This is a genomic window from Streptomyces lincolnensis (assembly GCF_001685355.1).
GTDB classification, from domain to species: Bacteria; Actinomycetota; Actinomycetes; order Streptomycetales; family Streptomycetaceae; genus Streptomyces; species Streptomyces lincolnensis.
Map to the genome: position 1 here is coordinate 4415409 of NZ_CP016438.1, position 20870 is coordinate 4436278.

Genomic DNA, 20870 nt, shown 5'->3' on the forward strand with positions numbered 1-20870 from the left:
CTCACCGCCGGGCGCGGGAGTCCCGGCGCAGGCCGATCAGTTCGGTGACGGTGTCCAGCCAGCGGGCCGTGCGGGCGTCGCCGTCCTGACCGGGGGCGCCCTGCGCGGCCTGTGTGGCCTGTACGGCCGTCTCCAGCCAGTCCCGCAGCAGCGCCGACGCCTCCGGCGAGGGAAGCGGCTCCGACAGCTCGGCCGCGTAGGCGAGTCCGCCCGAGCGGACGATCTCGGCGACGAAGTGCAGGGACCGGGGCACGACGCCGAGCCGGTCCAGTGTCACGGCCGCCGCGACGGCACCGTCCCCGAACAGGGCGGTACGAAAGGCGTCCTGGGTCAGGCCGTAGCGCAGCAGGACGGGGATGTCGGTGGCGGCGAGGAGCTCGTCGTCGGTGCGGGTGGGTGGCATCGGGGCCTCTGTTCCGGTCCGGGTCAGCGGACGGTGATCTCGTACACGAAGTACTCCACGCGGTCGTCCGGTGCGCCGGTGGCCGTCGGGACGGGGCTCGCGGCGGGGGCGCCGCTGGGGGCGGGCGAGGCGGTGGCCGCGTCCACGTCGTCGGCGCCGTGGCAGAAGCCGTTGGGGCAGTGGAGCAGCTTCACGGTGGCCTTGCCCGCCTTCACCCCGGTGAAGTCGAAGTACTCCATGCCGTCGTCGCCGGCGTCGGTGTCCTCCCGCTTGCCGCCGTCGTCGAGGACGGCCGGGTCCGGCTTCGGGTCGGCGAGGTACCAGTTCTCGCCCATGGCCGAGCTGGCCGGGACCTCAAGGGTGAAGTCCTCGCCGGCGTCGACCGTGATGGCCCGGTCCTGGGTGCCGTAGGTCGTGGAGCCGGAACCGGAGTCGGAGGATCCGCAGGCCGTCAGGGCGAGGGCCAGTGCGGCCACGACGGCCGGTCGGCGAACCGCGGTGGGAGTACGCAAGGTCAGCATGGTCAGCAAGGTCAGTCCTGCTCGATGTAGACACGGTTGACGTTGTCGAAGCGGTCGTCGCTGGCCGCGCTGAGGTCGCCCTTGACGAAGTCCTCCTCGCTGACCCAGGTGGTGGTGCCCCACGGGTTGTAGACCTGGAGCATGTTCCCCTCCTGGCCGACGATCATCATGCCGTGGCCGACCCAGTCGCCGTTCTCGTCCTTGCCCTCGACGTTGATGGGCACGGGCTTGCCCTCGGCGACGGACTTCTCGATGTCGGTCAGGACGTCACGGCGGTCGTCGGCGCCGTCCATGTCCTGCGAATCGTAGGAGTCGCCGGTGTGCGGGCTGAGCTCCTTGTCGGAGATCTCCACCTGCCCCTCGGAGTCCATGCCGGCCGGCTTGCGGTCCCAGAGCCAGCCCTCGTTGGAACCGTCGCCCTCCTCGTGCATCCGCATCTGCTCGTCGGTGAGCCGCTCACGGAAGGCGTCCGGGGAGTCGTCGGTGCCGTCGGGGCCGCCGGTGAGTTCGAGGGCGTACACCGGGTCGACCATGGCGCGGGCGGTGACGGTGGAGGACGGCACACAAGTGGCCCCGTCCTGACTCCAGTTCTCGTCGCCGTAGGTCTGCCGTTCCTGTCCCGTACCGGAGTTGGTGGTGACCGGCGCCAGGTGCTCGCGCAGCCACTCCTCGTCCCTGCCGTGGATCTTCCCGCCGAACTCCTCGACCTCCTTCACGGAGTACCCCGCGGCGAGCGCCTTCATCAGGTACGCCCGCTCCTGCGGGGTCGCGGCGTCGGCCAACAGCCGCTCCATCCGGGCGCGTTCGCCCGGCGGCAGGCTCTCCATGCGCTGTCCGGCGCGTTCGAGGTCGTTGGCGGTGAGGATCTCGTTCAGCTCGGGGTCGCCGCCGACGTTGCTGGTGTCGGCGAGCATGAGCCGGTCCACGGCCGTGAGGTCGTCGGTCTTCAGCTTCCCGGCGCGGGCCTCGGCGGCCCACTTGTTGAGGTCGCGGGCGGCGGCACGGGCCGCGTCGTCGGCGGCGACGGCCGCCTTGTGCATCAGGTCGACGCCGTCGGCGGCGATGAACCGGGCCGTCAGCCGGTCGTTCTCCTCGCCGTCGTCCTCGTGCATGTCGTCGAAGAACCCGTCCCGCCCACCGAGCCGGCTCCTGGCGTCGTTCAGCTTCGTACGACCGTCGCCGTCCTGCTTCTGCGCGTCCTTGACGGCGTCCGCCAGCACGGTGAGCGCGCGGGCGCCGCCCTGGAAGGCCTCGGTGAGCTGAAGCACGGCACGGGCGGCCGCGGACACGGCGTCCTGCGCCAGCACGCTGGTGTCGCCGACCCACACGTCCGAGATCCCCCGGGTGGCGACGCGATCCACCCGGTCGTACAGGTTCCCGGCGTCGTCGACCTGCTCGCGGTACCGCTTCCCGAGCGATTCCAGCGTGACCGGATCCCCCTCGGGCGCGGCCACACCGAGGGCCTGGTCGATCAGATCCAGCAACGCGTTCTTGCTGTCGGCCTTGGGGATGCTCTCGCACAGGCCGGTCAGCTTCGCACGACGCCCGGTCGTGGACTCCGTCATGCCCGGCCCCTCAGTAGTCGGAGAGGGCCGAGGGACGCTCGGCGTAGGTGGGCATGGTGGTCAGGTGGCTGTCACCGGCCGGGGCGGGACCGGTCGTCAGCGAGCCGTTCCCGGTGTCCACGGCGGCCGCCCGCGTCGAGACGAGCGAGTCGCTGCCCGCGTACGCCCCCTTCGCCAGGTGCACCTTGTCCGCCAGCTCGTGCAGGGCGTCCCGCACGGTGCGGGTCTCCGCCTCCCACGCGGCCGCGAACGCGTTGAACGCCGCGGCGGAGTCCTCACCGCCGAGCGCGTCCTGCGTGTAACACGCCGCCGGCTCCACGGCCCTGCGGATCCTCTCCGCGTCGTCCCCACAGCCGTCCAACTCCTTGGCCGGCCCCGACATCCTCGCCGTCGCTACCCGGTACCCCTGCCCAGCGGCCATCGCCGTCCCCCGTCCCCGTCCCACCGAACCGTCAACTCGCCCCCCACCAACTGCAAACGGCGAGCAAAGCGATCAAGCCGACGGGAGGCTAACATGCGCCGCGGTGGCCGGATCGGGTGGGTTACGGGGTGTGCACAGGGCTTGCACATGGCGGTCTCGCGGGGCGGGGTGGGGCTCGATTCGGTAGGCGGCTCGGGTCCGGGTGGGAAACTCGGACATGATTCACGACCTGGGGCTCACCCGCCGCCGTGGCACCACCCTCCTCGTCCCGATCCTGTCCGTCTTGTCCGTTGCTTTCCTCGTCGGATGCAGCAGCGAGTCCGATGACAGGGAGAAACCGCCGAGGGATCCCAAGCCGAGCGCTTCGCCCTCCGCAACAAGCGACCAGGCGAAGGCTCTGGAAAAGCAGGCGGAAGAGGCGCTGGGCATCGGGGAGGCGGACGATCCTGGCGACCTGTTCGTGGAGTCGGGACTGGAACGGGCAAGCGACGGAATCCACACCAACTCGGGCCTGTCGAGTGGCAGGTCCTACACACTGTCAGTCGTCTGCTCGGGAGAGGGCGCGGGAGAAGGAGAGGAAGAGGTCCGCCTCACCGTGACTGCGAAGCGCCCGACGCGGCAGACCGTGACGTGCGACAGCGTCCCGGTTCGTCAACGTATTACGGACGCCCCGGCACAGATCAGGATTGATGTCGATGGTCTGGCCGGATCATCCGGGACCGTTGGCTGGCGGATCGATGAACTGGCCAAGTAGAGGTCTGGAGGTCGATGCTGCAACGGGCTTGACGATCACCGGGCAGGAGTTCCACAGCCTCACCCCGGCCACGATCAGTTCCCGTACCGCGCGCTGCTCCGCGGGAGTCCACTCGGCGCACTCACCCGCGAACAGCTTCTCGTAGGCGCTGTTGTGCACCACGCCCTGCTGGGGCAGCCGTCCGTGGACCTCGCCGAGCCCTCGGGCCAGATCCTCGAAGAAGTTCCACGCCTCCAGCACGGCACCCGAGGGGACGCGTCGGCGCGCCGGATCCTCCAGCCAGTGCTGGACACGGGCGAGTTCCAGAGTGTCGGCCTCGGAAGTGACCGGCTTCCACCCCCGCCGGCTCGCGTACACCCGCGCCTGCCGAACGGTCACGAACACCGGTACGCGACGGCGACCGGCGTCCGCCAGCGCCACCACCTGATCAGGTTCGTCACCCTCACCACCGACCCACAGAACCACCCCACCGCGACCGACCCCGCGTATCCGATACGCGTAGAGCCGCCCCCGCCCGCCATGGGGCCCGGCCCCGAACACATCTTCCTTCTCGGTCTTCGTCACGCCCTCACAGTGGCAGGCTCGGCGAGGACCGTCGTGGGCAGGGTCAGGGGGTCACGGTCCACCACCTGTGGGTCGCGGAAGTAGTAGAGAACGTCACGCCCAGGCCGGGTCACGGCCGATGGCCCGGAGGGCGTCCCGGACGACGTCCCGCTCCCCCTCCGTCAGGTCGCCGAACGCCTTCCTCGCAGGCTCGGCCTCCTCCAACGGAACGTCGTTCACGTGCCGCCGCCTCCGGTGCGGGAGTCTTCGAGGGCCGTCATGATCTCGGGCGAGTTCCGGATCAGGACCCGGTGCCTGTATGCGCGGACCACTGCTGCCGCGCCCGCGAAGTCGTTCGTCGGGGCGGCTCCTATGGCGGCCGCCAGCTCCTCCTCGAAACGCTCCCGGTCGCCCGGGAAGCCGTAGCGGCTGAGCGCACCGCGCAGGTCGTCCACGGTCCGGATCTCGGGCGGCGGCATCGCTCCACCTCCCAGCGGGGCCTGGATCACCGCGCGACCGCCCCGTCCCCGCACTCCGCCCACAGCAGCTTGCCGCCCTTCGACGCGCCCAGCTCTCGGAGCACGGAGACGCCCCAGGCGTTCGCGCAGGAGCGGACGAGGTGGAGTCCGCGGCCGTCTTCCGCGTCCAGGGCCGGGGGCGGGGGGCGGTCGCGGTCCGAGAAGCCCGGTGGGACGCGGGGGTCCGTGTCCCATACGGCGACCCGCAGGCGGCCGGGGTCGGCGGAGTGGACGCGGAGGGCGTACGGGCCCTTCGTGTGCCGGTGGGAGTTCGTCAGCAGTTCCACAGCCAGGAGCTCCGCGGTGGGTGTCAGCTCGGGCATGTCATGAGCGGCGAGGATCAGGCGTAGGGCGCCCCTGGCGACACCCGGTGCGCGGGGATCGTGCGGGAGGTGCAGGGTGTAGTTCCAGGACGGGGATACGGTGGCCATCGGAAGTCTCCGGTCACTGAGGGGAGTTGGGATCTTGCGTACGGTGCCTGGTGTCTCTGCCGCGGCGTCCCACGGTGCGCTTCCAGGCGGGGCCCTTGAGAACGAAGATAGAGGTCTCGCAAAGGAGCTTTGCGAGATTTCGAAGAATCTCAGGACTTTCTCCCTCATGTGGGTGACACAGGCCATGGGCACCCGGTAGGAGGAAGTGCCATGACAGCAAGGCCCGCTCCGACGGCACGCCGCATCCGGCTCGCGACTGAGCTGCGCAAACTCCGTGAACGTGCTGGTCTGAGTTCGACCGAGGCCGCACGGCTTCTCGGCACCAGCTCGGGTCAACTCAGCAACGTCGAGTCGGCCCGGTTCGGGGTGAGCCCCGACCGTGTCCGAGCGATGGCCAACGTCTATTCCTGCACCAATCAGCCGTACATCGACGCCCTAGTCGGCATGGCGGGTGAGAAGGCCCGCGGCTGGTGGTGGGATGCGTACCGCGAGGTCCTGCCGTCAGGGCTGCTGACGCTCGCCGAGCTGGAGCACCACGCGACGGCCATCCGTACCGCGTTCACCGCGCACATCCCCGGCATGCTCCAGACCACCGAGCACGCGCGGGAGATCTTCAGCCAGGCGATCCCGGCTCCCACCCCGCCGGAAGTGGAGCACCGTGTCTCGCACCGCATCAAACGCCAGGACGTCCTGTACCGGGAGAACCCCAATCCGTACAGCACCGTCATCCATGAGGCAGCCCTGCACATGCGGGTCGGTGGCCGACAGGTGGCGCGCGAACAGCTCCACCACCTGGTCGACATGAGCGAGCGGGAGCACATCACCCTTCGGGTACTTCCCTATGAAGTCGGGGCATTCCCCGGGTCGGGCCAATCCATCAACTATCTGTGCGGTGGCGTACCGGAGTTGGACACCGTTCAGCTGGACCAGTTCCACGGCCCCGTACTTCTGGACGCCGAGGCGCATTTGGAGAAGTACCGGCGCCTCCTGGACGTTGTCGAAGCAGCGGCTCTCGGCCCTGCGAAATCCCGGGACCTGATCCGTTCCATCGCTCAGAACCTGTGAAGGAGCCCGTATGTCCACTCCCCTCTGGCAGAAGTCGTCCTACTGCCAAGAAGGCGAAGCCTGCGTCCACATATCCAGCCCCGCCCCCTCCCCCACCACCATCCACCTCACCGAAAGCGCCGACCCGACCGCAGCAGTTCTCAGCGCCACCCCCATCGCCTTCAGCGCTCTGCTCGACGTACTGAAGGCGGCCGACCGTCCTCAGACGCCGTGATCATCCCGCCCCGTCGAGTCCCGCCACCAGCGCGTCCAGACACGCCTGCCAGCCCCGGGAGGCGCTCTCCGCGGTCGACGGATCGGTCAGGACATGGGTGAGGACGAGCAGACAGCCGGAGCCCTCGTCGCTGAGCTCGATCCTGAGGTGGTCGTCGAACTCCCGCTCCTTGCCGTCCGGGTCGTGCTCGTCGAAGGCGAAGAGTCGCGGCGGGTCGTAGTGGGTGACGGTGGCCGTGTAGGTCGTGCCCTCGCCGTCGTCGAAGGTGATCCGGCCGCCGGCCCGTGGCTCCAGCAACGTCACCCGCAACGGATACCACTGGCTCAGCTGCCGGGGATCGGTGACGGCCGCCCAGACCTTGTCCCGGCTGTGCTTCAGGTGACGTTCGCAGCGCAAAGCGGGGCGGCCGTCGATGGTGACGGTGCTGGTCTCGCTCATCGCAATCACGGCTCCTCGGCCGCCTGAGGCGGCTGTTCCTCGGGGATGTCGGGCATCGTTTCGAGATGCTGTTCCAGCAGGTCCAGGCGTTCGGTCCACAGGCGGCGATACGGCGCGAGCCAGGCGTCCAGATCGGCCAACGGCTCCGGGCGGAGCTCGTACCAGCGGCGCTGCGCCTCGGCCCGCACCGTGACGAGCCCGGCGTCGCGCAGCACCCGCAGGTGCTTGGACACCCGCGGCTGGCTCATCTCCAGCTCCTGGGCCATCTCCCCCACGAGCCACGGGCGCCCGAGCAGCAGCCCGAGCATCCGCCGCCGGGTGGGGTCGGCCAGCACATCGAACGGCAGGGACACACCCTGAATGTATCCGACTGGTTATATAACTGCAACGGCATGTAGCCGGTCGACCGGCCACGGGCCTCCGGGCTACCGCTTGCGGCCTGCCTCGATCGCGCAGACGGCTGTCAGGCAGGCGGCTGCCGCGGCCATCGAGCCGTAGAGGGCCCCGTCAAGGAGCGGACTGTTCGCGCCCTCCACCGTGCCGTCCTGATGCCTGCACGACTTCTCGAAGGGGAAGCTGCCGGTGTGCAGATCACCGCAGCGACTGGCCAGGTCCTCGTTGAGCACGCTCGCCCTGACCCAGGAGAGCCCCCATACGAGGAAGAAGATCCCGACGAAGACGCACACGGCTCCCCACAGCCGGTTCAGTCGGGCATCGCGCACGTCTGCTCCTGTCATGCGGCGGAGCGTACCGCGCGGCCCCGACCGACCTGGCTGAGCGTTTCGCCCTGACATCTGTCAGGGACCGTCGGCACCGGTGGCCCTCTAGGTTGCGGTGCGCACCGCCTCTGTCGGTCCGTCCACCGCTCCCCCCACAGGAGGAACCGAACCCATGCGTACCAAGCGCTCACTTCTCGGCGCGGTCGGCACCATGACCCTCGTGCTGGCCTCCGTCCTCGCGTCCGGTACGGCTCAGGCGGCGTCCTCCGCCGCCTCCGCCGTCGCCCCGACGATCTCACCGGCCGCCGATTCGCGGCTGGTGCCCGCCGGCAGTCACATCACCTGCGACACGGGGAACTTCTGCGCCGGCGTGTGGGACCCCACGGTCAACCAGTGGCGGGTCTTCTTCCTCTACCACTGCAACCGCTACCACCTCTCGAACTGGCAGGGCACGGGCGAGGTCGTGAACAGCCAGACCGACAACGCCCAGGCGACGACCTACGGCCAGAACGGCAACGTGATCCAGACCTTCCCGGTCAGCACCGACGCGCCCGACGTGGACTGGGACCCGGTCTGGTCGATCCGCAACTGCTGAGCCGTCCGAAGAGCCGCTGGGCCGTTCTACTCGTCGCTGTCGAACGCCATGTGCAGGTGGTCCCTGTGCGCCCGGTCCGTGAAGAAGACCTCGCCGCCCCTGCCCAGCAGCCGCGGGCCGCCCACCCGGTACGCCCCCGCCCTCGCCGCCGCTCGCATGAAGCCGTCGATCAGGGCGTGCGGGGTGGTGGGGTCGCTCACCGGTCGGCCGTTCACCGCCCAGACGTCGAAGGCGCGCATGCGGGTGTGGTCGCTGAGGCGGCTCGTGCCGAAGACGTTCCGCGGGTGGCCCGTGTGGACGACGCTGACGTCGATGTCGTAGGACTCGGCGAGGGTGAGCAGGGCCCGGAGCGGGGCGGGGTGCAGGTGGCCGGCGCGGATGTCGGCGTCGGCGGCGGGCGGGAGGTGGATGTGGTCGTGGGTGACGGTCCGCCGGATCAGGGCGCCGGGGCGGGCGAGGGGGCGCCCGGGGCGGGAGGGGTGGAGGTCGCACACCTGCCAGCCGGAGGGCGCGCGGGTCAGGCGTACGTCGACCGTGGCGCCGCCGTCCTCGACGGAGCCGTCGGCCGCCCGCCGCCACTGCCGTAGCGGGACCAGGACGCTGGCGTGGTCGCCGGCCAGGCCGCCGTACTGGGCGGCGATCACCCGGACCGTGGCCTCGGGGGCGGGGGTGAGCAGCGGGGCGGCCCTGGCGACGAGATGCGCCGCCCCGGCGGGGGGTACGCCCCGGTTCCGGGCCCGCTCCCGCGCGGGGCCAGGCCCTTGCTGTCCCCGGGGCCAGGTGCCGAGGGCCTCCAGGAGCCGTACCGCCGCGCCCTTGGCCCGCGGCTCGACCTCCGTGCGGGCGAGGGGCCACGGGGAGGGGGCGGGGAGCGGGGGCTCCGGGGGGATCGTGGGGGTTCCCCGGGGCCCGCGTGAGGGCGCGGGGGTGTCGGATGACGACGCACCGGCGCTCGCCGTCGCCCCCGGCTCACCGCCGCCACCGAGGCCACGGTCCGTGTGATCGCCGCCGTCCGACGTGCAGCCAGCCGCGCCGAATCCGGCAGCGGCGGCGGCCAACAGCAGGGTGCGCCTGGCTGGTTCGGTCACCCTCCAGGGTCGCGCCGGGGGCGCCGGAGCTGTCAAGGAGGGGCTACGGCACCATCGACAGCAGCACCCGCACCGGACCACGAGCGCCACGCACACCCCAGAAGCACGGGCAAGCCCACACCCCGGGCGTACACCCGAGCGCACCCCCAGGAGGCCCGCCCATGTCCCGTCGAGCCGAGCAGAAGTACCGGATCGCCACCGCCTTCCAGCGCCGGTTCAATCCGCTCCTGCGCCGCCTGCCCCTCCAGACCGTGCTGGAGACCACGGGCCGCACGTCCGGGCTGCCGCGCCGGACCCCGCTGGGCGGGCGGCGCGTCGGGGACTCCTTCTGGCTGGTCTCGGAGTTCGGCGAGCGGTCGCAGTACGTCCGCAACATCCAGGCCGATCCGAGGGTGAGGGTGCGCATCAACGGGCGGTGGCACACCGGTACGGCCCATCTGCTCCCCGACGACGACCCCATCGCCCGTCTGCGCACCCTGCCCCGCTTCAACAGCACGGCGGTACGGGCCATAGGGGCGGGTCTACTGACGGTACGGGTGGACCTGGACGGCCCCCGCCCCTGACGCCGGGGCCGGGGCCGGGGCTCACCCCACCCGCGCGTACACCTCCCGCACCAGCTCGGTCACGGTCTCCGGCACCCGCAGCGTCGGCAGATGGTCGCACTCCGCCGCCCGGACCAGCCGGCAGCCCGGGATCGCCTCCGCCATCGCCTCGTTGCAGCGGATCGTGCGGGGCTCGTCCTGCTCGCCGAGGAGGAGCGCGCAGGGCAGGGACAGTTCGCCGAGGCGGGGGAAGGCGGGCGGTTCCTCGGTGACGTGGCCGTAGGTGGTGAACCAGGCGGGGATCGCGGCCCGGATCAGGGTCGCGGCCTCGGTGTCGGGGGGTGTGCCCGCCGCGCCCCAGACGCGCAGGGAGAGGGCGAAGAGGCCGTCCATGTCACCGGCCTGCGCCAACTCGGCGATCTGTGCGGTCAGTTCCTTGTTCTCCAGCTCGGGGTACCCGGTGACACCCGGCACCAGCAGGACCAGCCCCGCGACCCGCTCCGGCTCGTTCAGCGTCCCGCTGACCGCCGTCGACCCGCCCATGCTCGTCCCGACGAGCACGGCCCGCGCGACCCCGAAGTGGTCCAGGACCGTCTTCAGGTCCCCGGCGGCGGAGTACGACACCGTCGGCGCCGGAGACCGCCCGAACCCCCGGGCGTCGTACCGGATGACCCGCCGCCCCACGGCCAGCGCGGGCAGCACCGGTTCCCACACCCGAGAATCGGCGACCCCGGGATGCAGCAGGACCAGCGGCACCCCCTCCCCGCCCGTGTCGTCCGCCCAGACCTCGCCGCCCTCGACGCGCACCATGGTTTCCATACGGCGAACTGTGCCCGGCCGCCCGCCCGGCCACCAGGAAGCCGTCGGCCAAGCCCTCCGTCCGGCGGCCGGTCCCTCACCCCGGCCACACGATCGCCTGCACCTCGCTGTACGCGTGCAGCGCGTAGGAGCCGACGTCCCGGCCGACTCCGCTCTTCTTGAAGCCGCCGAAGGGGGCCTCCATGTTGCGGCCGACGGTGTTGACGCCGACGCCGCCGGCCCGCAGTTGCCGGGCGACGCGGAAGGCGCGGGCGACGTCGGCGGACCAGACGTAGTCGATGAGGCCGTAGTCGGTGTCGTTGGCCAGTTCCACGCCCTCCTCCTCTTCCTCGAAGGGGAGGACGCAGACGACGGGGCCGAAGATCTCCTCGCGGGTGACCCGCATGTCGGGGGTGCAGTCGGCGAGGAGGGTCGGGGCGATGTAGAAGCCGCTGTCCAGCGCCGGGCGTTCGCCGCCCGCCGCCACCGTGGCGCCTTCCTTGCGGCCCAGTTCGACGTACGACTCCACCCGGTCCCGGTGGGCGGCCGAGATCACCGGGCCGACCACCGTGTCGGGGGCCGAGGGGTCGCCCACCTTCAACCGGCCCGCGTATCCGGCGAGTTGCTCGACCAGGCGGTCGTACACGCCCCGCTGGGCCAGTACCCGGGTCGGTGCGGTGCAGATCTGGCCACTGTAGAAGGAGAAGGTGGTGCCGATACCGGCGACGGCGGAGGCGAGGTCGGCGTCGTCGAAGACGACCGCCGTGCCCTTGCCGCCCAGTTCCAGCAGCTGGCGTTTGATCGCGCGCCCGCAGACCTCGCCGATGCGCTGCCCCACGGCCGTGGAGCCGGTGAAGCTGACCATGTCGACGTCGGGCGAGTCGACGGCCGCCTCGCCGACCGCGACCGACCGGCCGCTGACGACGTTGACGACTCCTGGCGGTGCCCCGGCCGCCTCCAGGGCCTGAGCCATGCGGTAGACGGACAGCGGGTCCTGCGGGGCGGGCTTGACGACGACCGTGTTGCCCATGGCCAGGGCGGGGGCGACCTTGCCGACCGGGTTGGCCCAGGGGTTGTTGTAGGAGGTGATGCAGGTGACGACCCCGACGGGCTGGCGGACGGCGAGGGCACCCATCACGGCCGCCTTCCCCATCGGTCCGGCCTCGTTGATCTGCGGCGGGATCGCCCACTCGGCGGGTTCGACGCGGGCGTAGCGCTGGAAGCGGGCGGCGGCGACCCCGACCTGGAGGGACCGCGCGGTGCCGGCGGTCGCGCCGGTCTCCGCCCGGGCGAGGTCGGCGTACTCCACGAACCGCGACCGGATGAGCTCGGCGGCCCGCGCGAGGACGGCCGCCCGCTCCTCCGGCTTCGTCCTCGACCACGGCCCGGAGGCCTCGCGGGCCGCGGCACAGGCCGCGTGCACCTGATCCCGCGAGGCCTCCGGCGCCCACCCGACGGTCCGCTCGGTCGCCGGGTCGATCACCTCGTAGTGGCCGCCGTCCGGCTCCACCCAGGAGCCCCCGACGAACAGCCGCTGCTCCTCGGTCACTTGGTCGCCACCGTCCGGGTGTCCCGCCCCGAGCGCAGCACCTGCCCCGGCACGGCCCCGCTCACCACGTCGTCGCGGATCGCCTCGACGCCGTTGACCCACACGGCCCGGACGCCGATGGCCTTGGCGTCCAGCCGCGGGCTGTCTCCCGGCAGGTCGTGCACCAGGGTGGCCGTGCCCGCGGCGATCCGTTCCGGGTCGAAGAGGACCAGGTCCGCATGGAAGCCCTCCCGGATCCGGCCGCGCTCGCGCAGCCCGAAGAGCCGCGCCGGGTCGTCGGTCAGCATCTTCACGGCCTGTTCCAGGCTCGCCAGCCTCCGCCCGCGCAGACAGTCACCGATGAAGCGCGTGGTGTACGGCGCTCCGCACATCCGGTCCAGGTGCGCGCCCGCGTCCGAGCCGCCGAGCAGGACGTCCTCGTGCTGCCAGGCCTCGGCGCGCATCGACCAGGACGCCGGGTCGTTGTCGGTCGGCATCGGCCACAGGACCGTGCGCATCTCGTCGGCCGCGCAGATCTCCACCAGGCACTCCAGCGGCTCCTGGCCGCGTTCCGCCGCGATGTCCTCCACGACCCGTCCGCTCAGGCCCCGGTTGGCCTCGCTGTAGGTGTCGCCGATGACGTAGCGCCCGAAGTTCGTCAGCCGCCGGAAGACCCCGGCCTCCTTGGACCCGGCCCTCTCCAGCATCTCGGCCCGCACGGCCGGATCGCGCAGCTTCTCGATCCGCTCCGGGACGGGCAGCCCGAGGACCGGCCCCCATCCGGGGATCAGGTTCAGCGCGCAGAAGGTTCCGAGGGACATGTTCATCGGCGTCAGGATCGGCATCGTCAGCGCCACGACCCGGCCGCCCGCCTTCCGCGCCCGCTCACTCGCCAGCAACTGCCGGGGCACCCGCTCCGGGACGGACGAGTCGATCGTCAGCACGTTCCAGTTCAGGGGCCGCCCCGCCGCCGCGCTCATCTCCACGAACAGCTCGATCTCCGCGTCACTGAACTGATCCAGGCACCCGGCCACGATCGCCTCGATCTGGGTCCCCTCGTGCTCCCCGACCGCCTTCGACATCGCCAGCAGTTCGGCGGGCAGCGCGTGCCGCGAAGCGACCGGCTTCCCGTCGCCGTCGGAGTGCGTGGACGACTGCGTGGTGGAGAACCCCCAGGCCCCGGCGTCCATCGCCTCGTGCAGCAGCCGCAGCATCGCGTCCAGCTGCTCCGGGCTCGGCTGCCCGCCGACCGCCTCCGCCCCCATCACATACCGCCGCAGCGCGCAGTGCCCCACCATGAAGCCCGCGTTGACCGCGATCCGCCCCTCCAGGGCGTCCAGATACTCCCCGAACGAACTCCAACTCCACGGCGCCCCCTCCTCCAGCGCCACCAGGGACATCCCCTCCACCTTCGACATCATGCGGCGGGTGTAGTCGGCGTCCCCGGGACGGTCCGGATGCAACGGCGCGAGCGTGAACCCGCAGTTCCCGGCCGCGACCGTCGTCACCCCGTGGTTGAGGGAGGGCGTCGCATACGGATCCCAGAACAGCTGAGCGTCGTAGTGCGTGTGCGGGTCGACAAACCCGGGCGCGAGCACGAGCCCGTGAGCGTCCTCGGTGGTCCGGGCTTCCTCGCTGACCGACCCGATGACGGCTATGCGTCCGTCGCGTATGCCGACGTCGGCGGTGTAGGCGGGCGCGCCCGTGCCGTCAACGACGGTCGCCCCCTTGATGACGTGATCGAGCATGAGGCTTGCCTCCTTGGATGCCGGGCCGCTGCCCCTACCTCAGGGGCGCGGGGCTGTATCGATATGCGGCTCCGCCGCGTGGGCGCGACCAGCCACAAACGGCCTTCAGACCGCAACGGCGATCAAGAGGCAGCCCGGAACCGCGTAGTCCGATGCACAGGATCCGTATCGATCTTCGGAATCACGTGCTCCCCGACCAACCGAATCGTCTGCAACGTCTCCTCCTTCGGCACCCCCACCGGCAACCCGAAACTGATCTGATCCGCCCCCGCCTGCTCCCACCGCTTGCACTGCCGCAGCACCTCGTCCGGATCCCCGCAGATCAGGAGCTCCTCCTGGATCATCATCTCGATGAACTCCTCGGTGTACGGAGGCAGCGTCTGCGGCCACACGGGGAACCCCTCGGGCCGCGGGAACGTGTCGTGGTACCGGAACACCAGCGAGGGCAGATAGTGCAGGTCGCCCTCGACGGCGATCCGCACGGCCTCCTCGTGCGTCGGCGCGCAGATGGCCGTGGTGGTCACCATCACGTTGTCGTTGACGAAGGCGCCCACCGGCTCCGCGTCCACGATCGCCGTCTTGTACTGCTCCAGCACCCACTCCATGTCGGAGACCTTCTGCACGCTGAAGCCGAGCACCCCCAGCCCCTTGCGCGCGGCCATGGCGTACGACGGCGGCGACCCGGCGGCGTACCACATGGCCGGGTGGGACTTCCCGTACGGCTTGGGCAGCACCTTGCGCGGGGGCAGGGACCAGTACTTGCCCTGGAAGCCCTCGTACTCGTCCTGGAGCCACATCCTGGGGAACTCGGCGATGGTCTCCTCCCAGATCTCCTTGGTGTGGTTCATGTCGGTGATGCCCGGCAGGAACCCGAGGATCTCGTGGGAGCCTGCGCCCCGGCCGCTGCCGAACTCGAAGCGGCCCTCGGTCAGGTGGTCCAGCATCGCCACCTTCTCGGCGACCTTCACGGGGTGGTTGACCTGGGCGAGCGGGTTGAAGATGCCGGAGCCGAGGTGGATCCGCTCGGTGGCGTGCGCCAGGTAGCCGAGGTAGACGTCGCTGGCGGAGAGGTGGGAGTACTCCTCCAGGAAGTGGTGCTCGGAGGCCCAGGCGTACTTGAAGCCGGACCGGTCCGCCTGGATGACGTACTCGGTCTCCTCCATCAGCGCCTTGTGCTCGGCGAGCGGGTCGGTCTCGGCGCGCTTGCCCACGTATCCCTGTACAAAGAGCCCGAATTCCAAGGAGGTTCACCGTCCCCAGTTGTTTCTGACACATCGTCAGATAGGCGATCTGCCGCCGACTGTGGCACCGGGCGCATGCACCGTCAATAGCTGACGGCCAGTCAGCCGGACTCCCGGCCGGTCTCTCGGCCGGACTCTCAGCCGACGGAGACCCCCGCGAGCCAGCCCCCGTCGATCACGAACGGCTGCCCGGTGATGTAGGAGGAGTCCGCGCAGCTGAGGAAGAGCGCGAGGCGGGCGACCTCCTCCGGCTTCCCGATCCGCCCGAGGGGGACGACCTTGCGGTAGAAGCGGTCGAGCCCCCGGGAGGCCGCCTCGCCGTCCACGTCGGGATCGAGGAGCGCCGGATTCGACATCGCCGTGTCGATGGCGCCGGGGCACATCGCGTTGACCCGGATGCCGCGCCGGGCCAGTTCCAGGGCGGCGACCCGGGTGAGGCCGAGGACCGCGTGCTTGGTGGCCGCGTAGGCGCCGACGCCCGCCATTCCGGTCATCCCGGTGTAGGAGGCGGTGTTGACGATCGTGCCGCCGTCGGACATGACGGGCGCCACGGTCCTGATGCCGAGGAAGCAGCCGAGCTGGTTGACCTCGACGATCCGCATGAACTCGTCGAGGGGCGTGTCGACGAGGGTGTTGAAGCGGAGGATGCCGGCGTTGTTGACGAGCCCGTCGATGCGGCCGTACGCGTCGACGGCGGCCCGCACCGCCGCCCGCCAGTCGTCCTCCCGCCGCACGTCGAGGGAGACGTACAGCGCCCCGACCTCGTCGGCGAGTTCCTTGCCCCGGTCGTCCAGCACGTCCGCCACGACGACCTCGGCACCCTCCGCGCGGAACAGCCGGACCTCCTGTTCCCCCTGCCCGCGTGCCGCGCCGGTGACGAGGACGACACGTCCGTCCAGCTTGCCCATGCGAACCCCCTCGGGATCGGTGGATACGGGCATCGTAGCGCCGGATCTGACGGTTCGTCAGGTGACCGAGGGGTAGGGACATTTGACTCTGCCCATACCGTCGCCCGGCCTCAATAATCTCGCCCATGGCCAAGCGCAAACTACGCAACAGAAAAGTCAGGCTCGTGGCGATCGGGGCGGCACTCGCCACGGGAGGTGCCGTCGTCACCCTTCTTCCCTCCGCGAACGCGGCGGAGGAGAAGAAGGACGAGAAAACGCCCGAGCAGATCATGTCGATGTGTCACAGGTCCGCTGTGATCAACGGCCAGCAGCGGTCGGTGCGCGATTTCAACGCCGGCTTCGGGGACGGTTTCGCCGCCGACAACTGCGATTTCGTGGAGACGAACTTCGAGACCTTCGACGGTCCCGCCGAGAAGTCCTCCATCGACTTCCCCAACTGCGAGCCGAACGCCACCGAGCCCGCCAAGGTCTCGGTCACCTGGTCGGCGACGGTCGGCCAGGGCAAGGGCAAGTACACCGTGACCCAACAGGGCGGCGGCGCGGGGATCTTCGGATTCCTCAGCGGGTCCTGGCTCAAGCACAAGGGCACCCTCGACATGACGGTCGCCTCGGTGACCGCGGGCGACACCGAACAGCGGGAGGTGCCGGTCGGCAAGGTCCTGCACATGGAGTTCACGCCGAAGATCCAGCGCATGACCGGCGAGTGGCGCGTACGGATCGACGCCTTCCCGGGCAGCTTCGCCGTGAACCCCTCCCCGGAGAAGAACTTCGTGGCACCCGAGGTCGTCGAGGGCCCCGTGATCCTGCCCGGCGCCGCGGGCGCCCCCGGCATCGCGGACGGCACGTCCAGGGCCGTCCTGACCGACTGCTGATCCCGCCCCACCACCACGTCCCCCACCACCACTTCCCCCACATCACAGGAGACACCCATGCCGAGAAGGCATCGGAGCAAGAAGAAGCGCCTCACCCTCGTCCTGGCCCCGCTCGCGGCCGTCGCCGTGGCCGTGCCGCTGATGAACCAGGCGGGCGCCGCGACCCCCGACGAGGTGACCGCCGACTGCGCGGCGGACGCGGACACGCTGGAGAACTGCGAGTTCGTCGACGTCCAGTTCAAGCGGAACGGCCTCGGCCCGAACCAGCGGGTCTCCGCGGTGACGGACAACTGCGGTACGACGGGCACGGCGTCGAAGACGTTCAACGTGAGCACGTCCGTCACCAGGACCATCCAGCTGGAGGACGGGTTCACCGCCGCCGCGGACACCAAGATCGGGAACTCGGTCTTCGAGATCGGCGTCAAGTTCAACACGTCGGAGATCAACATCACGCGTGACGACAAGACGACGGCCTTGCAGTTCAGCCGCACGGACACCGTGCAGGCGGACAGCATCGGCTTCTTCATGTGGTCCGCCAAGCGCACCGACGTGAGCGGATTCCTCAGGGCCACCTACAAGGAGGAGCAGAACGGCCAGAAGGTCTTCTTCTCCCCGAGCGAGGGCGCCACGAGCGTGCACGTCTTCTATCCGCAGATCCTGAAGAACGGAACGCCCGACGGGCGGCTGTGGCTGCGGAACGTGAAGTGCGGCACTCCCGAGGCCTCCGGCCTTCGGAATTCCACGCGCGCCCTCAGGTCCGAACCGGGATTCGGCGCGGGTGGCGAGAACGTCACCGATGTCGACATACCGCTGACGGAGATTCCGGCGCCGTAAGGACCCTCAAGGGCCTGTCCGGCAGGTTTTCAGGTGCGAAGCACGGGCGCGGCTCCCAGCCATCGCAGGACCGCGTCCGTGCTTCCGCGTGCGTCGAGCTTGGCGTAGATGTTGCTGAGGTTGTTGCGCACGGTCTTCTCGCTCAGTCTCAGGCGCAGCCCGATCTCCTGGGCGCCGAGGCCCGTCGACAGCAGCTCCATGATCTGCCGTTCGCGCGGGGACAGCAGCCCGCGCAGCCGCTCCATCGCCTCGCCGCCCGCGGTCAGGTGCCGGGCCCCCTCCCGCAGGGCGGCGCAGGCCGCCGGGGAGAGGTAGGTGTGGCCGAGGGTGGCGCCGAGCACGGCCGAGGAGAGCATGCAGGTGCAGTAGTCGCCCGCGACGAGGTAGCCGGCGCCGTCGCGGAACACCTCGACGATCGTCTCGGTGTTCCGGCGCGGGCTGACGACGATCACCGGGACGCTCGTGGCCCCCAACTCCCGTAAGGCTTTGGTGGGTTCGTCGCAGCGCAGGACGACGACGTCCACGCTGTCGGGGACCCGGAAGGGCGGGGTCAGGCGCACCACCCGGCCCACGTGCGGATCGTCCGGGGCCGGCCAGTCGTCGTGCGGCCACTCGCCCTCCGCGCAGGCGAGAGCGACACGGACTCGCTCGACCGGGGGTCGCTGGGAGGATCGCACGTCACGTGTCCTTCCGCCGGAACTGTCACGTCCGTACGTCCGTACATACGTGACCCGGCGTGGACATGTTCAAGTTTTCAAGAGTTGCGGGGCCACCTGCTCCCCGAACGCCGTGATCTGGTCGGTGAGTTCGGTACGGCTCCGGCTGCGGAACCGCACCTGGAGCTGGTCCACGCCCATCGCGGAGTACGCCCGCAGCGACTCGGCGAGTTCCCGCGGAGGCCCGGCGAGGGTCCGCCGCCCGACGTCCCAGCCGGGCTCGCCGACGTACAGCGGCTCGGCGATCGCGCCGACCGTGAGGGGTTGCTCGATCCCCGCCTCCGCCCGCAGCCGCCGCAGCCCGGCGATCTGCGCGGGCAGCCGGTCCCGCGGATCACCCTGCGGCAGCCAGCCGTCCCCCTTGAGGGCGGCCCGGCGGACGGCGGCGGGGGACGATCCGCCGATCCAGAAGGGGACGCGTTCCTGGGCGGGCCTGGGCCGCTGGCCGAGGCCCTCGAAGTCGTAGAGCTTGCCGTGGTGTTCGGGGAACTCCTCGGGCCCGAGGGCGGCCCGCAGCGCGTCGACGCACTCGTCCAGTACGGCGCCGCGCCGCCCGAAGTCGACGCCCAGCGCCTCGAACTCCTCCCGGACGTGCCCGGCCCCGACCCCGAGGATCAGCCGCCCCCCGCTGAGGTGATCGAGGGTGGCGTACTGCTTGGCGGTCAGCAGGGGATGCCGTAGGCCCACGACCGCCACATGGCTGAGCAGCCGCACCCGCTCGGTCACGCCCGCGAGGAAGGCGAGGGTGGCGACGGGGTCGTACCAGACCGTGCTCATCGCGGGCGCGAGGCGGCGCGGGATCGCCACGTGGTCGCAGGAGGCGAGGTAGGCGAACCCGGCCCGGTCGGCGGCGCGGGCGATCTCGACGAGGTCGGCGGGGCCGGCGCCGGCCTCCCAGGGTTCCGCGTAGATCGTGCTCTGGGACTGGACGGGGAGCTGGATGCCGTACTCCACGGCGACGACCCCCTTGAGGGTGTGGGGTGAGGGGATATGGAGGGCGCGGGGGCCGAGGAGCGAGGCCCGCGCGCCCGTGGAGGACGGCCCACGGGGGGCCGTCGTCGGTCGTCACAGGGTGGACGGATCCCACAGGCCGTCCGGTGTCAGGCCCAGCAGCTCGATCGCGTTGCCCCGTACGATCCGCTCCACCACCTCCGCGTCCAGGTGGCCCATCTGCGCCTCGCCGACCTCGCGGGACTTCGGCCAGGTGGAGTCGGAGTGCGGGTAGTCCGTCTCGTACAGCACGTTGCCGACGCCGATGGAGTCCAGGTTCCGCAGCCCGAAGGCGTCGTCGAAGAAGCAGCCGTAGACGTGCTCGGTGAAGAGTTCGGACGGTGGCCGGTGGACCTTGTCGGCGACGCCGCCCCAGCCGCGGTTCTCCTCCCAGACGACGTCGGCGCGCTCCAGGATGTACGGGATCCAGCCGATCTGGCCTTCCGCGTACATGACCTTGAGGTTGGGGAAGCGCTCGAACTTGCCGCTCATCAGCCAGTCGACCATCGAGAAGCAGCAGTTGGCGAAGGTGATGGTGGAGCCGACGGCGGGCGGGGCGTCGGCGGAGGTGGACGGCATGCGGCTGGAGGAGCCGATGTGCATGGCGACCACCGTGCCGGTCTCGTCGCAGGCGGCGAGGAAGGGGTCCCACGCGTCGGTGTGGACGGAGGGCAGGCCGAGGTGCGGGGGGATCTCCGAGAAGGCGACGGCACGGGCCCCGCGGGCGGCGTTGCGGCGGACCTCGGCGGCGGCGAGCTCGGCGTCCCAGAGCGGGATGAGCGGGAGGGGGATGAGCCGTCCCCGCGCGTCGGGGCCGCACCACTCCTCCAGCATCCAGTCGTTGTAGGCCTGGACGCAGAGCAGGCCCAGCTCGTGGTCCGCGGCCTCGGTGAAGGTCTGGCCGCAGAAGCGCGGGAAGGTCGGGAAGCAGAGCGCGGACTGGACGTGGTTGACGTCCATGTCGGCGAGGCGGGCGGGCACGTCGTAGGAACCCGGCCGCATCTGCTCGTAGGTGATGATCTCCAGCTTGATCTCGTCCCTGCTGTATCCCACGGCCGTGTCGAGGCGGGTGAGGGGCCGGTTCAGGTTCTCGTAGACCCACCAGTCGCCGATCGGTCCGTCGTCGCCGGGGGCGCCCATCACGGGCCGGAACCGGCCGCCGAGGAAGGACATCTCCTTCAGCGGTGCGCGGACTATGCGCGGGCCGGTGTCCAGGTACTTCTTCGGGAGCCGGTCCTGCCAGACGGTGGCGGGCTCCACGGTGTGGTCGTCGACGGAGATGATCAGGGGGAAGGTCGCGTCGTTCTCCATGCTGGTCTCCATGGCGCTCACGGTAGCGCCGATCTGACGGTCCGTCAGCTGTGTGGACCGGCCCCGGTTCCGTCCGAACCGCCCCTGGTCATGACGGTTCCTGTGCG

26 protein-coding genes and 1 pseudogene are annotated in these 20870 nt (G+C 70.7%); 7 read left to right on the forward strand and 20 right to left on the reverse strand.

Annotated elements, in window-relative coordinates; translation table 11 throughout:
* Window position 1: 1 nt before the first annotated feature.
* The 4 genes from SLINC_RS19470 to SLINC_RS19485 are packed head-to-tail and all read right to left on the reverse strand — an operon-like array spanning window position 2 to window position 2871.
* A complete protein-coding gene (locus SLINC_RS19470; protein ID WP_067434529.1) occupies window positions 2–403 on the reverse strand; it encodes a hypothetical protein in 402 nt (133 codons plus the stop codon).
* Window positions 404–426: 23 nt separating this feature from the next.
* Window positions 427–915 carry a protease inhibitor I42 family protein gene (locus SLINC_RS19475; RefSeq protein ID WP_152038994.1) on the reverse strand — a complete coding sequence of 163 codons (489 nt, stop codon included), beginning with the start codon at window positions 913–915 and terminating at the stop codon, window positions 427–429.
* Between the two features lie 20 nt (window positions 916–935).
* Window positions 936–2489, reverse strand: coding sequence for a peptidoglycan-binding protein (locus SLINC_RS19480; RefSeq protein WP_067434535.1), 1554 nt, complete (start codon window positions 2487–2489; stop codon window positions 936–938).
* A gap of 10 nt (window positions 2490–2499) precedes the next feature.
* Window positions 2500–2871, reverse strand: coding sequence for a hypothetical protein (locus SLINC_RS19485; RefSeq protein WP_067434538.1), 372 nt, complete (start codon window positions 2869–2871; stop codon window positions 2500–2502).
* A gap of 256 nt (window positions 2872–3127) precedes the next feature.
* Between SLINC_RS19485 and SLINC_RS49355 the strand changes: the two genes are divergently transcribed.
* On the forward strand, window positions 3128–3664 hold the full coding sequence (locus tag SLINC_RS49355) for a hypothetical protein (RefSeq protein WP_067434541.1): 537 nt from the start codon (window positions 3128–3130) through the stop codon (window positions 3662–3664).
* Here the strand turns inward: SLINC_RS49355 and SLINC_RS49360 are convergent.
* The 4 genes from SLINC_RS49360 to SLINC_RS19505 form a co-directional block, all read right to left on the reverse strand.
* The gene (locus SLINC_RS49360; RefSeq protein ID WP_237281999.1) at window positions 3620–4228 is read right to left on the reverse strand and encodes a hypothetical protein; all 609 of its coding nucleotides are present in this window, start codon (window positions 4226–4228) and stop codon (window positions 3620–3622) included. The two genes, SLINC_RS49355 and SLINC_RS49360, sit on opposite strands and share 45 nt — an antisense overlap.
* Window positions 4229–4321: 93 nt before the next feature.
* Window positions 4322–4447 carry a hypothetical protein gene (locus SLINC_RS50045; protein ID WP_257785184.1) on the reverse strand — a complete coding sequence of 42 codons (126 nt, stop codon included), beginning with the start codon at window positions 4445–4447 and terminating at the stop codon, window positions 4322–4324.
* Window positions 4444–4686 (reverse strand): hypothetical protein, encoded by a 243-nt coding sequence (locus SLINC_RS19500; protein ID WP_067434544.1) that lies wholly within the window; start codon window positions 4684–4686, stop codon window positions 4444–4446. The genes SLINC_RS50045 and SLINC_RS19500 overlap by 4 nt, the downstream gene beginning before the upstream one ends.
* A 26-nt stretch (window positions 4687–4712) precedes the next feature.
* Window positions 4713–5156: an ATP-binding protein gene (locus SLINC_RS19505; RefSeq protein WP_067434547.1), complete on the reverse strand. Its 444-nt coding sequence runs from the start codon at window positions 5154–5156 to the stop codon at window positions 4713–4715.
* Between the two features lie 210 nt (window positions 5157–5366).
* On the opposite strand from SLINC_RS19505, the gene SLINC_RS19510 reads away from it, so the two are divergent.
* Together SLINC_RS19510 and SLINC_RS19515 are read left to right on the forward strand one after the other, a co-directional pair.
* A complete protein-coding gene (locus SLINC_RS19510; RefSeq protein ID WP_067434550.1) occupies window positions 5367–6221 on the forward strand; it encodes a helix-turn-helix domain-containing protein in 855 nt (284 codons plus the stop codon).
* Between the two features lie 10 nt (window positions 6222–6231).
* Window positions 6232–6435: a DUF397 domain-containing protein gene (locus SLINC_RS19515; protein ID WP_067434553.1), complete on the forward strand. Its 204-nt coding sequence runs from the start codon at window positions 6232–6234 to the stop codon at window positions 6433–6435.
* Here the strand turns inward: SLINC_RS19515 and SLINC_RS19520 are convergent, their stop codons facing one another.
* The 3 genes from SLINC_RS19520 to SLINC_RS19530 form a co-directional block, all read right to left on the reverse strand.
* Window positions 6436–6873, reverse strand: coding sequence for an SRPBCC family protein (locus tag SLINC_RS19520; RefSeq protein ID WP_067434557.1), 438 nt, complete (start codon window positions 6871–6873; stop codon window positions 6436–6438).
* Between the two features lie 5 nt (window positions 6874–6878).
* Window positions 6879–7226, reverse strand: coding sequence for an ArsR/SmtB family transcription factor (locus SLINC_RS19525; protein WP_067434560.1), 348 nt, complete (start codon window positions 7224–7226; stop codon window positions 6879–6881).
* A 72-nt stretch (window positions 7227–7298) separates the two neighbouring features.
* Window positions 7299–7610, reverse strand: a complete 312-nt coding sequence (locus tag SLINC_RS19530; RefSeq protein WP_152038992.1) for a hypothetical protein — start codon at window positions 7608–7610, stop codon at window positions 7299–7301.
* 154 nt (window positions 7611–7764) lie between these two features.
* On the opposite strand from SLINC_RS19530, the gene SLINC_RS19535 reads away from it, so the two are divergent.
* Window positions 7765–8187, forward strand: coding sequence for a hypothetical protein (locus tag SLINC_RS19535; protein ID WP_067434566.1), 423 nt, complete (start codon window positions 7765–7767; stop codon window positions 8185–8187).
* A 26-nt stretch (window positions 8188–8213) separates the two neighbouring features.
* On the opposite strand, the gene SLINC_RS50150 is transcribed toward SLINC_RS19535, so the two are convergent.
* Window positions 8214–9275 carry a hypothetical protein gene (locus SLINC_RS50150; RefSeq protein WP_261340686.1) on the reverse strand — a complete coding sequence of 354 codons (1062 nt, stop codon included), beginning with the start codon at window positions 9273–9275 and terminating at the stop codon, window positions 8214–8216.
* A 161-nt stretch (window positions 9276–9436) separates the two neighbouring features.
* Here SLINC_RS50150 and SLINC_RS19545 point away from each other — a divergent pair, with 161 nt between their 5' ends.
* Complete coding sequence (locus SLINC_RS19545) at window positions 9437–9838, forward strand: nitroreductase/quinone reductase family protein (RefSeq protein ID WP_067434569.1); 402 nt, start codon at window positions 9437–9439, stop codon at window positions 9836–9838.
* A 21-nt stretch (window positions 9839–9859) separates the two neighbouring features.
* Here SLINC_RS19545 and SLINC_RS19550 read toward each other — a convergent pair whose 3' ends face one another.
* The 5 genes and pseudogenes from SLINC_RS19550 to SLINC_RS19570 form a co-directional block, all read right to left on the reverse strand.
* Window positions 9860–10636 carry an alpha/beta fold hydrolase gene (locus tag SLINC_RS19550; protein ID WP_067434572.1) on the reverse strand — a complete coding sequence of 259 codons (777 nt, stop codon included), beginning with the start codon at window positions 10634–10636 and terminating at the stop codon, window positions 9860–9862.
* Between the two features lie 76 nt (window positions 10637–10712).
* Window positions 10713–12164, reverse strand: coding sequence for an aldehyde dehydrogenase family protein (locus tag SLINC_RS19555; protein WP_067434575.1), 1452 nt, complete (start codon window positions 12162–12164; stop codon window positions 10713–10715).
* Window positions 12161–13894 (reverse strand): annotated as a pseudogene (locus SLINC_RS19560) (N-acyl-D-amino-acid deacylase family protein); the annotation flags it as partial. The gene SLINC_RS19555 and the pseudogene SLINC_RS19560, both read right to left, overlap by 4 nt.
* A 119-nt stretch (window positions 13895–14013) precedes the next feature.
* The gene (locus tag SLINC_RS19565) at window positions 14014–15132 is read right to left on the reverse strand and encodes an LLM class flavin-dependent oxidoreductase (RefSeq protein WP_079164612.1); all 1119 of its coding nucleotides are present in this window, start codon (window positions 15130–15132) and stop codon (window positions 14014–14016) included.
* A 137-nt stretch (window positions 15133–15269) separates the two neighbouring features.
* On the reverse strand, window positions 15270–16040 hold the full coding sequence (locus tag SLINC_RS19570) for an SDR family NAD(P)-dependent oxidoreductase (protein WP_067434585.1): 771 nt from the start codon (window positions 16038–16040) through the stop codon (window positions 15270–15272).
* A 125-nt stretch (window positions 16041–16165) separates the two neighbouring features.
* Between SLINC_RS19570 and SLINC_RS19575 the strand changes: the two genes are divergently transcribed.
* Together SLINC_RS19575 and SLINC_RS19580 are read left to right on the forward strand one after the other, a co-directional pair.
* Window positions 16166–16912: a hypothetical protein gene (locus SLINC_RS19575; RefSeq protein WP_182449203.1), complete on the forward strand. Its 747-nt coding sequence runs from the start codon at window positions 16166–16168 to the stop codon at window positions 16910–16912.
* Between the two features lie 57 nt (window positions 16913–16969).
* Window positions 16970–17746 (forward strand): hypothetical protein, encoded by a 777-nt coding sequence (locus tag SLINC_RS19580; protein WP_067434592.1) that lies wholly within the window; start codon window positions 16970–16972, stop codon window positions 17744–17746.
* Between the two features lie 29 nt (window positions 17747–17775).
* Here SLINC_RS19580 and SLINC_RS19585 read toward each other — a convergent pair whose 3' ends face one another.
* The 3 genes from SLINC_RS19585 to SLINC_RS19595 form a co-directional block, all read right to left on the reverse strand.
* A complete protein-coding gene (locus SLINC_RS19585; protein WP_067434595.1) occupies window positions 17776–18423 on the reverse strand; it encodes a response regulator transcription factor in 648 nt (215 codons plus the stop codon).
* Window positions 18424–18492: 69 nt separating this feature from the next.
* Window positions 18493–19416: an LLM class F420-dependent oxidoreductase gene (locus tag SLINC_RS19590; RefSeq protein ID WP_067434598.1), complete on the reverse strand. Its 924-nt coding sequence runs from the start codon at window positions 19414–19416 to the stop codon at window positions 18493–18495.
* A gap of 111 nt (window positions 19417–19527) precedes the next feature.
* Entirely contained in the window at window positions 19528–20775 is a 1248-nt protein-coding gene (locus SLINC_RS19595) for an amidohydrolase family protein (RefSeq protein ID WP_182449202.1), read from the reverse strand.
* Window positions 20776–20870 lie beyond the last annotated feature (95 nt).